Below are 12,116 nucleotides of genomic sequence, written 5' to 3' on the forward strand. Positions count from 1 at the left end.
TACAACCGCCGCCTTCAAAGAAATATGTATCTCCTTCTATTTCATATTTTCCATCACAAACCATTAACCCTGGGTATTCTTGATTGTTTCCATTTAAATAATAATATGCCCCGTTTACATATCTCCAACCTTGAGCCCTTCGTCCACTTGGGTCTGCATAATACCAGCCTTCTGGTTCTCTTATCCAGCCTGTCAGCATACAACCGCCGCCTTCAAAGAAATATGTATCTCCTTCTATTTCATATTTTCCATCGCAAACCATTAACCCCGGGTATTCTTGATTATTTCCATCTAAATAATAATATGCTCCATTTACATATCTCCAGCCTCGAGCTGTCCGTCCATTAGAATCTGCATAATACCAGCCTTCTGGTTCTCTTATCCAGCCTGTTAGTGCACAACCACCACCTTCAAAAAAACATACCTCTCCTTCTATTTCATATTTCCCGTCACATAACATTAAACCAGGATAATTCTGATTACTTCCATCTAAATAGTAATATGCTCCATTTACATATCTCCAGCCTTTTGCCATCCGACCACTGTCATCTGCATAATACCATCCTTCTGGTTCTCTTATCCAACCTCTCAACATGCAGCCGCCGCCTTCGAAGAAATATGTGTCTCCTTCTATTTCATACTTTCCATCACATAACATCAATCCTGGATGCTCTTCATTAGCTGCATCGAAATAATAATATGCTCCATTTATATATTTCCACCCTTTAACCATTCGGCCGCTTTCATCTGCATAATACCAACCTTCCGGTTTTCTTATCCAGCCTGTTAACATACATCCATTAGAATCAAAAAAATATGTACCATCCCCAATTGTCATCACACAATCTTTCACCATTACACCTGGATGTTCCATATTCGGCTCTTCAAAATAATACCATTTCGAATCAACTAATAACCAACCGAAGTGCATTTCAGATTTCACAGCATCGTTATCTCCTATAGATTCGATATCTGTATCTGTCAGCTGAATGTTTTCTTCTGCTCGTACATTTCCATTCAACAGCACAAAAGATATCAACGCTACTCCTAAATATATTATCGACTTTCTTTTCATTCACTTACCTCCCTCTCATCTTCCGTTCATTTTATTTAATTATATACATTATATCCTACACTTTTATGCTTTTCAAGATTAACCTACTTTCATACAACAACTTCTGTGTTTTCCTTCTGTGTTTCTGCAGTTCCGACCATATGATTTATTGACATCCTCATTTTTTTATAGTAAAATCAGTTTTGTTCATATTATATAAAGGAGGCTAGTACATGAACATTCAAGAATGTGATATTTTGAACAGCATTATATCTTTTACTTATACAAACCAAAGAAAACTGGTTGAAACATCCGGTCACTCTCTCGGAGTTGTTAATCGATCTATTAAAAATTTACTCCAGGAAGGGTATATAAATGAAGAAATACAGCCAACCAAAAAGGCTTTGGATATGATACATGCATCCGCGCCTAAAAACGCAATTATTCTGGCAGCGGGTTTTGGAATGCGTATGGTTCCAATCAATACAGAAGTTCCTAAAGGACTCTTAGAAGTACATGGAGAGCCATTAATTGAACGTCTCATCAAACAACTCCATGAAGTGAATATTCACAATATCTATGTTGTTGTAGGTTTTATGAAAGAACAATACGAATACTTGATAGATGAATATAATGTAGAGTTAGTTGTAAATTCAGAATATGCCTCGAAGAACAATCTTCATTCTTTGAAACTGGCATCTGATTATTTATCCAATTCATATATTGTTCCTTGTGATATTTGGTGTGATCAGAATCCATTTTCCAAGCATGAACTTTATTCCTGGTACATGGTCAGTGACTTAATAGACAATGACAGTTCTGTACGTATCAATCGCAAAATGGAATTAACAACTATTTCTCCTTCTTCCGGAGGAAACTCCATGATTGGTATCAGTTACTTGCTCAAAGATGAAGCTTCCATTGTACAGAAACGACTACAAGAATTAGATAAAGATTCCCGCTATGATGGAAGTTTTTGGGAAGAGACCTTATACGACCACGATAAGATGATCGTTATGGCAAGGGAGGTACTCTCTTCTAATATTGTAGAAATCAATACTTTCGAGCAGTTGCGTGAATTGGACAGCAATTCTAATCACTTGCAATCTGATGTTTTGCAAATTGCTGCTGATGCGCTCCATACAGAGCCTGAACAGATTACAAACATTACCGTCCTGAAAAAAGGCATGACAAATCGTTCTTTCCTGTTTGAATGTGGTGGTTTTAAACACATTATGCGTATTCCAGGTGAAGGAACCGATCAGCTGATTAACAGACGTGAAGAAGCACAGGTTTATCATGTTATCCAAGATAAGCATCTCTGTGATGACATTGAATATATTAATCCGGAAAACGGTTATAAGATTACAAAATTTTTAAACCACGCAAGAGTTTGTAATCCAAATGATCAAAATGATGTGCAAAAATGTATGAATCGGCTCCATCAATTTCACGAAATGCATTTATCAGTTGACCATGATTTCGATATCTTTGGTCAAATTAATTTTTATGAAAATCTCTGGAATGGGAAACCTTCTATCTATAGAGATTATCAGAAAACAAAAGACAATGTATTGTCTCTAAAATCTTATATTGATGCACATATTGCAAAAAAAGTATTAACTCATATTGATGCAGTTCCTGACAACTTCCTGTTTGTCACAGATGACCAAGGTCAGGAAGATATCCGACTTATTGATTGGGAATATGCTGGAATGCAAGATCCTCATGTTGATATCGCAATGTTTGCTATCTATTCGCTTTATAACAAAGAACAGATTGACGAATTAATCAGAATGTACTTTACTGAAGGCTGTAACAAAGAAACAAGAATTAAAATCTATTGTTACATCGCTGCTGGTGGACTTCTTTGGAGCAACTGGTGTGAATACAAACGCAACCTTGGTGTAGATTTTGGAGAATATTCTTTACGCCAGTATCGATATGCTAAAGATTACTATAAAATTTTTATGGAGGAGACAAATGAAGGTAGATAATGCAATTATTATGGCAGCAGGAACATCAAGTCGTTTTGCACCGTTATCATTTGAAAGACCCAAAGCATTAATCGAAGTCCGGGGAGAAATATTAATTGAACGACAGATCCGCCAACTTCGAAAAGCTGGAATTGAAGAGATTGTTATAATCACCGGATATATGGCAGAACAATTTGAATATCTGAAAGAAAAATATAAAGTAATTCTCATTCACAATCCGGATTATTTAATCCGTAACAATAATTCCAGTATTTATGCCGCCAGAAATTATTTAAAAAACAGCTATATCTGTTCCTCCGATAATTACTTTCTCGAAAATCCATTTGAAACTGACGTTGACGCCAGCTACTATTCAGCAGTGTACATAAACGGAAGAACTGAAGAATGGTGCATCACCGAAAAGGACGGTATAATACAAAATGTCGTTGTCGGCGGTAACAATTCTTGGGTAATGCTTGGTCATGTATTTTGGTCACAAGAATTCAGTAAAAAGTTTTTATCAATCCTTGAAAATGAATACAACAATCCAGAAACCGCTGATAAACTGTGGGAATCCATTTATATTGAACACATTGCCGAACTTCAAATGAAGATTCGTAAATATCCATCGGATTTCATTTTTGAATTCGATACTTTGGATGAACTTCGAATTTTTGACCAGTCGTACACAACAAACACCCGGTCAGAAATATTAAAAAAAATTGCTACTAATTTAGGTATCAACGAAGGGCAGATAAAAGAAATAAAAGCTTTTAAAGATAAAAATAACGCAGCAGCGGGTTTTACCTTTCATGCTGGACAGAACTATAAATATTATTATGCCACTCAGAAATTGGAGGAAATTTAAATGAACAAATTAAAAAGCAGTAGAATAGACTGGTTAATTACCTTAGCGCCATTTATTATAATTATGGCATTGGCAGGTGTACTCTTCGCCTTCCCAGACGCATCAAATGACATTATCAGCAAAGTCCGATATTTCTTCGGGAACACAATGGGAATCTATTATTTAATTATTGGTATAGGTGTATTAGTGATTTCCATTTTCCTATCCTTTTCCAAATATGGAAATGTAGTTCTTGGTGAGCCAAATGAAAAACCAAAGTATTCCTTTTTTGTGTGGGGAAGCATGATGTTTACATGTGGTCTGGCAGCAGATATCTTATTCTATTCATTTGCTGAATGGGTCATGTATGCAACAAATCCTCACCTTGAGGAACTTGGTTCAGTCACGGAATGGGCTGGTGTTTTCCCACTGTTTCACTGGAGCTTTATTCCATGGGCATTTTATCTCGTGCTTGCAGTTGTATTTGGATTTATGCTACATGTTAAAAAAAGAAATCGACAGCGCTATTCTGAAGCCTGCCGCCCGATTATTGGAAAACAGGCCGATGGAATTCTCGGACGTATCATTGATTTATTTGCATTGTTTGCACTTTTAGCTGGTACAGCCACTACTTTCAGTGTAGCCACCCCACTTTTAGCTGCAATTATTGTAAAATTATTTGGCATTACGCTTAGTAGAACTGTTGTTACAATTATAATTCTTCTTATCACCTGTGTTGTATATACATATGCTGTATTGCATGGATTTAAGGGAATCAGCTTTTTAGCCAAACTCTGTATTTACCTTTTCTTTGGTCTTTTACTAATTGTTTTAGTTACTGGAGGACAGGGAAAATTTATTATTGAGAATGGTTTCCAAAGTTTAGGAAAAATGTTTCAGAATTTTATTGGATTATGTACCTATACTGATCCGGAACGTACAAATAACTTTCCTCAAGACTGGACCATTTATTATTGGGCTTACTGGATGGTATGGTCTGTTGCTGCTCCGTTTTTTATTGGAAATATCTCACGCGGAAGAACAATTAAACAGACAATTCTTGGAGGATATGTTTTTGGTGTTGGTTCAACAATCGTAAGTTTTATTGTACTTGGAAATTACGGTCTCGGAATTCAGACAAGTGGAGCTACAGATTTTATTGCACAGTATGCTACAGATGGTGATCTCTATGGATTGATACTAAATATTATCGATACAATGCCAATTTCAAAAGTAATTCTTGTAATCACTGTTTTATGTATGATTGCATTTTATGCAACCTCATTTGATTCAATTGCTTATACAGCAGCTTGCTATAGCTACAAAGAACTTGGAGAAAATGAACATCCTCATAAACTAATTGAATTACTGTGGTGTGTATTATTAATAGTACTTCCAATTGCACTGGTCTTCTCTGAAAGTTCCATGAACAATATACAAAGCATCAGCATTATCTCAGCATTTCCGATTGGAATTATCATGATAATAATGATTGCTGGATTCTTCAAAGATATAAAAGAATATATCACAAAAAGTAAAAATTAATTACCACTTCATTTTTCCACTACCCCAGAAACAACTAAAAATTTAAAATAGCCGGACAATGGCCGCTTTTGCGGCCATTTCTTTTATCATAAGTACACTATTTAACAAATTCGTCTACTCTTTTCCTTTTCCCTCATAATGTAATACAAACTTATCTTTTAAAAACTACCAGCCTCTGTCCCAAATAATTGAACACTACAAATGCTCCCATTCCGACCAACATCGATACATTATCACGAACAACTGTAGCTTGTCCGGCGAGTATCCAGTTGACAAATGGTTTTGCCAGACCATATGCCAGCAAGTAGCAGATCGTAATATTAACTACAAATATTCCCACCTGTCTCCAGGATTTTTTCTTATCCTGAAAGGTAAAATATTTATTTAAAAAGTAACTCACAATACTGCCCACAACATAATTGGATGCTGACGATACCCAGTAATTCAGATGGCACAGATTATATGCTACGAACATTACTGTTGTCCCCACAAGTGTGTTTATAATTCCAACTAAAATAAATTTCCAAAAAGTCAAGTCTAAATACTGTTTTATATTTTTCATCTTTTTATTGCACACTTCCCATTCCTTCTCCGAGGAAATACTGCTGTCCATCTGTGTTTACAGCATATACGTGTATATGATACTCTCCCAATACAAAATTAAAATTGGCAATGTTCACATTTGTCGAATATGTCCCATCTTCGTTCTGCGGTAACTCCACCCATTGCAGATCACTCTGATCTTCATTGTGCCAAACCGCTGCTGTTACAGATGCAATACTGTCATCATTTGCAATGTTATAAACAATAACAGGTAACGCCGCGGTATGATAATCATACTCTCCGACTGCTATTTCACCTGTTGGCACTTTTCCTTGTCTTAATAAAAGTTCCTCACTATTCTCATCTATATCTGCCAGCTTGTCAATCAGCTCTGATTTCTTTTTAAGCTCGGACTCTTCCATATCAATCCCATAGCGTTCTACCAGTGTCTGTGTAGAGGAAAAAAGATTCGTTCCAAGTCCCAGTCTGTCTCCTTCAATCTGAACACCAAGCGCTCCTAATGTTGTAGGAAAATTGTCAAATGTTGTATATACTCTTCGTGACGATAATGCATCCTCTTCTGCATTGATGTATGTGGTGTACACTTTTCTTGTATAATCCTCATCTACATCTTCGCAGAAGTCACTGTCCATAGTCGGGTGATCTCCCGAAATTACAATTGTAGTATTCTCATAAAAATCCTGCTGTTGGATCCATTTTACGAATTCATCCACCTGCTTGCTTGAACATGCCATAACATTTGCATATTGATTATCCCCATATGTAGTTGGACATATCTCACACGGATACCCATCTTCAAAATGTGTATCTACTGTAAGAAGCGTCAAATTGAATGGTTCGCTGCCTGCAGCGAGATTCTGAAGTTCTTCTTTCGCATAACTGAATAACTTTTGGTCTTCATATCCCCACCATACTTTGTAATCTTCCGGAATCCATCCCTGTTCGATTGCGTAATTATAATCCTTAATATTATAATCCCCATGCTGGGTGAAATAATTTCTTCTCCCGCCAAATGTTGCATCAGAACCTAACATCAATGTCTGGGAATATCCTGCACTTTCCAGGATATCACCGATTGTAATAATCTCTGGGAAGAAATTATCCTGCGTGTCCATATCGTTTGCATCAATAGAAATATTTAGCGGCAAACCGGAAGTCTGACCGAACATCGCTCCCATAGTCCAGGTTGTTCCCGGCATAGAATATCCACCATTCAGTGCCGTGTCATCTTTTCCGGAAAAATCCTCATTTTCCTGAGCCAGAGTTGTGAGCTCCGGGATTACATTTTTCTCAGATGCTCCGCCATTCTCTGTATCTGCGTAAGTTGTTTCCATAGATTCAAGGAAAATGTAAATCAAATTCCTCTTCTGCTCCGGGAAAGTAATCTCCACACTTCTTGGATCCACATAATTATCATCGATAAATGTAGATACTTCTCCCTGATTTGCCATATAGCCGCCTATGTCCAGTTTTTTCCACGCTCCATATACAGAACAAGTCTGCGCTAAAACTGAGATAACAACTGCTCCGGCAATAACTCTCCAATATGGTTTTTCTTTCTTACGTCCAAAAACTACCAATGCGCTGATTCCAGCCATGATCAGAATGGTCGGCACCACACAAACTCTGACATACTGCCAGATCATTTCTTCATTCGTTCCTTCTAACGGTGCTGTCAGATGATAGACCAGCTCTTCCATCGAAAGATTCGTCCACGTATCAAACATCCATTTTATGCTGAAGCATATTAAAACAGCTACTATTATAACAATAAATGAACACACCGCACCTGTGATTTTTAACCATTTTTTATCCTTTGTATTCTTTTCCATATAAAATTCTTTCTACTCCACAAACACCTGTTAAACTTCCATGATTATACCACACACTGTATTTTCCCGCAATAAAACATATCCAGTGAATGTCTTTTTACAATCACTGGATATCATGTCCCTCTGCCTTTATTCTGTTTCCGTCTCTTACCTTATATACATTTCGGCTGTGGTTTGATTGCAATGTTCCGCCCTTTGTGATCTTTTTTCGGTTTCCAGTCTCTTCCCACCAGGTCGTCCAATGATACATCAAAATAATCTGCCAGTGCACATAATTTGTATATATCCGGCAGTCTCTTGTCTGACTCGTATCTTGTGTATGTAGAACGGGCGACACCGATGGCATCTGCAATCTCATCCTGTGTATACCCTCTTCCGATTCTTTTAATCTTAATGTTCAATCCTACTTGCATGCTGTCACCTGTTTTCTCTTTCGTCAATTTATGAACCAAATCCTCTGGCACTGCTTCAATTATAACATTTTGTCTCATAATACGGAACTATTCTTTTTCTAGTTTAAATGTTGCATACCTATTCGTTTTTGTTATAATAAGGTGAGATTTGTTGAAAAGGAGGGGTTTTTTTGGTTCCTTTATCTGGTTCTGATGTCTCAGCACAGGATATTGAACAGCTGCTTCGGACTCTTGGTGCTTCTCCGGTCTATGCCGGCTTTACGCCAGCCGTAACAGCTCTTCAATATGTTCTGGCGGACCAACAGCTGTTGACATCTCTTACCACCAGACTTTACCCAAAAGTTGCCGAATCCTGCGAAATTGCGCTTCCTTGCGTTGAACGGAATATCCGTACAATGATTGCAGTCATCTGGGAGAAGAACCAATTTTTATTCCAGATTGTTGTTGGATATCGCATGACCGCAAGACCATCTGTCGGAGACTTTTTAGCCAGCCTTTCCACTTTTCTGATGTATCATCCGGCCAAAGACTGGCCGGACTACCTGCGATAAAAAAATGTTATCGCAAAACATAAAAAAGTACCATGTCAGGCATTTTCTCGTGTCAACATGGTACTTTTTGTCATTCTCGTGTCCCAGTTCATTCTCTTATTCAGCCTGCAGTCTCTGTACCATAGCCCAAAGTGCCTGTGCTGAGTTAAAGTTTTCCGGAATAATGTCAGCAGGTGTTACTGATACATCGAACTCGTCTTCCAATTCTCCTACGATAGACAGGATTGCAAAAGAATCCAGGATTCCATCATCAATCAATGTTGTACATGTCTCATAGTCAGCATCCGGCTGAATGTCCTCTAAAATCTCAATTAATTTTTCCATAGTTATTATCTCCTTTTCTAATTTTTCATTTTTTCTGTACATTCCGTGTTGATCGGGTAACTTTCTGTTGCTTTTCTGGCCTCTGTAAATCCGTCTTTTTCAGACCAGAACAGAATCCTTGGCATGCGCCGGCTCAGGAAGAGATAGATTCCTTCTGTTACAGAATAAGCACCCACCCGTTCAAATACAAGAGCATCGCCAATCTTTGCTTGTTTCAGCGGCATCTGTTTCACCAGTACATCATTGACCGTACATAGAGAGCCACAGATGTTCCAAAGAACTTCTGATTGTTCTTCTGATTGTTCGTCCGATGCCTCCGATGGAGCATCCGGAATGTGTTTATGATGCGGCATCTTCATAGCCATTGCCTGTCCGTAGTAATTCAGATGATTCAGTCCTCCATCTACGATACAGTAATTCTGTCCATGATTGATTTTCTGATCTACAATGCGAGTCACGTAATAACCACAGTATGCTGCAATATAGCGTCCCATTTCCAAAGTGATTTTCCCCTGAAATTTTAATGTCGCAAGCGTATCTGCAAATTGCTGCAGCAATGACTCATCATCTACCTCTTCTTCATTTTCAAAATAAGGGATATAAAATCCCGGTCCATATTCCAGAACTTCAGCATCATAATTGCATGTTTCTTTCAGACGGGTAAGTATGTCATCCAGCCAGTGCAGCTCTTTTTCAATCTTAGAGAACTTCTTTTTCTGAGTACCGGAATAGCACTGAATCCCTTCAATTCGCACATGCGGGTAGTAGTCCTTTTTAGAAACAATATCAAAAACTTCTTCTTCATCTATGCCGAACTGGTTTCCACTTGTCACACGGATCAGTGCATGAATCGTAATGTTTTCTTCTTTTGCACACATTTCCAAAAGCTCCAGATGCTTCCTGGATTCGATTGTATACACGCCTGCATTCCCGTAAGTATGCATCGCATGGGTAATGTCGCATTTTTCCTTATTCACACCGGACAGTACAATTCTCTCCATTGGAATTCCGACTGTCTCACAAATGTGAAATTCTCCTGGGGAACATACCTCGAATTTGTCTGCCGTATCCTTTAACGGTCCGATCAGGAATGGATTGGCTTTCATTGCAAAACAGATTTCTGCCCGTTCGCCCAGTATCGTTTTCATCATCTGAACTCTGGATTTTAACATATCCAGATCAAAGATATACGCAGGAGTCTCTTCCTGTCTAAGATAAGCTTGTAAGATTTCCTGATTCATAAGCTTCCTCCAGTTTTTTACGGTCGATTTTTCCATTTTTCGTAAGTGGAAATTCTTCTACTTTCACAAATACATTCGGAATCATGAATCCCGGAAGTCTTGTCCCGATTGCCCGGACGATTTGTTTCTTTTCCAGGTCTCCTTCATAGAATGCAAGAATTTTTCCCTTTGCCTCATCATACATGCAAAGGCTCCGACCTAGTCCTTCCACTGTCTCCAGTGCAGTCTCAATCTCTCCAAGTTCAATGCGATGTCCCATATGCTTGATCTGGAAATCTTTTCGTGATGCGAAATACAGATTCCCATCTTCGCCGTAATATGCCAGATCTCCTGTCCGGTAAATTGGCTCCAGATAAGATTGATTCAATGGATTTTGCACAAATGCTTTTGCCGTCTGTTCCGGGTTATTGTAATATCCAAGTGACAAAGCAGTACCGGATACGCAGATTTCTCCTTTTTCTCCAGGTTTTGTCACTTCCCGGTCTTCTTCATCTAAGAGAAATACCTTTTCATTTGGAAATGATCTTCCAATCGGAAGATTTTCTCCTGGTTCATACTCACGGTCAATAATATGATACGTACAATTACATGTAATTTCAGTCGGACCGTAAACATTCACATACATAGCTTCCGGAAGATATTTCTTCCAGATGTTCAGATGCTTCACCGGCATGACTTCTCCACTGAATATAACTTTACGGATCTTCTGCGGCACTTTATAATCAAATCCTTTTAATGTGGATATGATGCATAGTGCAGAGACCGCCCATATCAGAGTCGTTACTTCCCGCTCGACCAGATAATCCAGAAGTTTTGTCGGAAATGAGAAAAACTTCTTTGGAATGATCTGCATAGTTGCTCCACATTTTAAAGTAGAGTAGATATCTTTTACCGACACATCAAAATCGAATGGTGCCTGATTTCCAATAACATCATGTTCTGTAATGTTGAATAATCTCGTAAATTCTTCTATAAAGTCAATGACTGATCTGTGGCTTACAACTACACCTTTTGGCACACCAGTGGAACCGGAAGTGAAGATTGCGTAGAGCGGATCCACATCCCGGCTCTGTTTTCTTACATTATCAAGATACTCCGCATCTTCCTGTGTCTGAAGTGCCTCTTCCATCATAATGACTTTGCCGTCAAATTCCAGACGCTCTCTTGGTTTATCATAAGCCGGATCCGTCAACAGGACTTCTGCCTGTAATGTATCCACCACTGATCTCAGACGTTCTGTCGGAAGTTTCGGATCCAACAGAATATAAAAACAGCCTGCAGATACGATTCCCATAAATGCATAAATAGCTTTTACGCCTTTTTCCATAAGTACAAGAACCGGTTTCCCAGGAGTTACTTCCCTCCCCAGTCTTGTTCCTACTGCTCTGGCACTTTTGATCAGTTCGTCGTATGTGCACGCTGTCTCTTCATCTGCAAAGGCAGTCTTACCCGGAAATCTCCGGGCAGACTCCTCTGCATAGCATAAAATATTTCGAATCAATTTATTACTCCCCTAACCCGCTTTCTATAGCTTCTATCATTGCTTTTAATGCTTTTTCTTCTTCTTCCCCTTCACAGATCAGCAGAATCTCATCTCCTGATTTGATTCCGGCACCAAGGATACTTAGTACACTCTTGGCGTTGGCAATAGAATTCTCATACTCAAATGTGATCCGACACTCAAATTTGTTTGCAATATTGCTGAAAATTCCAGCCGGACGCAGATGCAGTCCTGTTGGATTTGTGATTTTTACTTTCTGACTTACCAT

The 12,116-nt window shown here is 38.4% G+C and carries 11 protein-coding genes and 1 pseudogene; 4 read left to right on the top strand and 8 right to left on the bottom strand.

What is annotated here, in order from left to right; all coding sequences use genetic code 11:
- Nucleotides 1-1,075 (bottom strand): annotated as a pseudogene (locus LI149_RS11900) (L,D-transpeptidase); the annotation flags it as partial.
- 212 nt (nt 1,076-1,287) lie between these two features.
- Between LI149_RS11900 and LI149_RS11905 the strand changes: the two are divergent.
- Genes LI149_RS11905 through LI149_RS11915 form a run of 3 tightly spaced genes read left to right on the top strand, consistent with a single transcriptional unit; the run spans nt 1,288 to nt 5,422 of the window.
- Nucleotides 1,288-3,051, top strand: a complete 1,764-nt coding sequence (locus LI149_RS11905) for an NTP transferase domain-containing protein (protein ID WP_227143401.1) — start codon at nt 1,288-1,290, stop codon at nt 3,049-3,051.
- Nucleotides 3,038-3,898 (top strand): NTP transferase domain-containing protein, encoded by an 861-nt coding sequence (locus tag LI149_RS11910; RefSeq protein ID WP_227143402.1) that lies wholly within the window; start codon nt 3,038-3,040, stop codon nt 3,896-3,898. The genes LI149_RS11905 and LI149_RS11910 overlap by 14 nt, the downstream gene beginning before the upstream one ends.
- On the top strand, nt 3,899-5,422 hold the full coding sequence (locus LI149_RS11915; protein WP_227143403.1) for a BCCT family transporter: 1,524 nt from the start codon (nt 3,899-3,901) through the stop codon (nt 5,420-5,422).
- Between the two features lie 151 nt (nt 5,423-5,573).
- Here LI149_RS11915 and LI149_RS11920 read toward each other — a convergent pair whose 3' ends face one another.
- From LI149_RS11920 to LI149_RS11930, 3 genes are all read right to left on the bottom strand, one after another.
- Nucleotides 5,574-6,035 carry a GtrA family protein gene (locus LI149_RS11920; protein ID WP_330589674.1) on the bottom strand — a complete coding sequence of 154 codons (462 nt, stop codon included), beginning with the start codon at nt 6,033-6,035 and terminating at the stop codon, nt 5,574-5,576.
- Complete coding sequence (locus LI149_RS11925; protein ID WP_227143404.1) at nt 5,989-7,818, bottom strand: GBS Bsp-like repeat-containing protein; 1,830 nt, start codon at nt 7,816-7,818, stop codon at nt 5,989-5,991. Before LI149_RS11925 ends, LI149_RS11920 begins: the two co-directional genes overlap by 47 nt.
- A gap of 152 nt (nt 7,819-7,970) precedes the next feature.
- The gene (locus LI149_RS11930; RefSeq protein ID WP_227143405.1) at nt 7,971-8,309 is read right to left on the bottom strand and encodes a helix-turn-helix domain-containing protein; all 339 of its coding nucleotides are present in this window, start codon (nt 8,307-8,309) and stop codon (nt 7,971-7,973) included.
- A 92-nt stretch (nt 8,310-8,401) separates the two neighbouring features.
- On the opposite strand from LI149_RS11930, the gene LI149_RS11935 reads away from it, so the two are divergent.
- The gene (locus LI149_RS11935) at nt 8,402-8,782 is read left to right on the top strand and encodes a sporulation initiation factor Spo0A C-terminal domain-containing protein (protein ID WP_005330501.1); all 381 of its coding nucleotides are present in this window, start codon (nt 8,402-8,404) and stop codon (nt 8,780-8,782) included.
- 96 nt (nt 8,783-8,878) lie between these two features.
- On the opposite strand, the gene LI149_RS11940 is transcribed toward LI149_RS11935, so the two are convergent.
- The 4 genes from LI149_RS11940 to LI149_RS11955 are packed head-to-tail and all read right to left on the bottom strand — an operon-like array spanning nt 8,879 to nt 12,116.
- The gene (locus LI149_RS11940) at nt 8,879-9,106 is read right to left on the bottom strand and encodes an acyl carrier protein (RefSeq protein ID WP_005330499.1); all 228 of its coding nucleotides are present in this window, start codon (nt 9,104-9,106) and stop codon (nt 8,879-8,881) included.
- 17 nt (nt 9,107-9,123) lie between these two features.
- Nucleotides 9,124-10,347, bottom strand: coding sequence for an alanine racemase (locus tag LI149_RS11945; RefSeq protein WP_227143406.1), 1,224 nt, complete (start codon nt 10,345-10,347; stop codon nt 9,124-9,126).
- Nucleotides 10,316-11,848 carry an amino acid adenylation domain-containing protein gene (locus tag LI149_RS11950; RefSeq protein WP_227143407.1) on the bottom strand — a complete coding sequence of 511 codons (1,533 nt, stop codon included), beginning with the start codon at nt 11,846-11,848 and terminating at the stop codon, nt 10,316-10,318. The genes LI149_RS11945 and LI149_RS11950 overlap by 32 nt, the downstream gene beginning before the upstream one ends.
- A gap of 4 nt (nt 11,849-11,852) precedes the next feature.
- Entirely contained in the window at nt 11,853-12,116 is a 264-nt protein-coding gene (locus tag LI149_RS11955; RefSeq protein ID WP_117605898.1) for an HPr family phosphocarrier protein, read from the bottom strand.

The sequence above is a fragment of the Dorea sp. 210702-DFI.3.17 genome (assembly GCF_020560825.1).
Taxonomy (GTDB): Bacteria; Bacillota; Clostridia; order Lachnospirales; family Lachnospiraceae; genus Dorea; species Dorea formicigenerans.

What these genes read in the sequence shown, in the direction of transcription:
- LI149_RS11955 (WP_117605898.1), bottom strand. Translation starts at nt 12,116, where the DNA reads ATGGTAAGTCAGAAAGTAAAAATCACAAATCCAACAGGACTGCATCTG.
- LI149_RS11915 (WP_227143403.1), top strand. Translation starts at nt 3,899, where the DNA reads ATGAACAAATTAAAAAGCAGTAGAATAGACTGGTTAATTACCTTAGCG.
- LI149_RS11930 (WP_227143405.1), bottom strand. Translation starts at nt 8,309, where the DNA reads ATGAGACAAAATGTTATAATTGAAGCAGTGCCAGAGGATTTGGTTCAT.
- LI149_RS11920 (WP_330589674.1), bottom strand. Translation starts at nt 6,035, where the DNA reads ATGGACAGCAGTATTTCCTCGGAGAAGGAATGGGAAGTGTGCAATAAA.
- LI149_RS11940 (WP_005330499.1), bottom strand. Translation starts at nt 9,106, where the DNA reads ATGGAAAAATTAATTGAGATTTTAGAGGACATTCAGCCGGATGCTGAC.
- LI149_RS11905 (WP_227143401.1), top strand. Translation starts at nt 1,288, where the DNA reads ATGAACATTCAAGAATGTGATATTTTGAACAGCATTATATCTTTTACT.
- LI149_RS11925 (WP_227143404.1), bottom strand. Translation starts at nt 7,818, where the DNA reads ATGGAAAAGAATACAAAGGATAAAAAATGGTTAAAAATCACAGGTGCG.
- LI149_RS11945 (WP_227143406.1), bottom strand. Translation starts at nt 10,347, where the DNA reads ATGAATCAGGAAATCTTACAAGCTTATCTTAGACAGGAAGAGACTCCT.
- LI149_RS11910 (WP_227143402.1), top strand. Translation starts at nt 3,038, where the DNA reads ATGAAGGTAGATAATGCAATTATTATGGCAGCAGGAACATCAAGTCGT.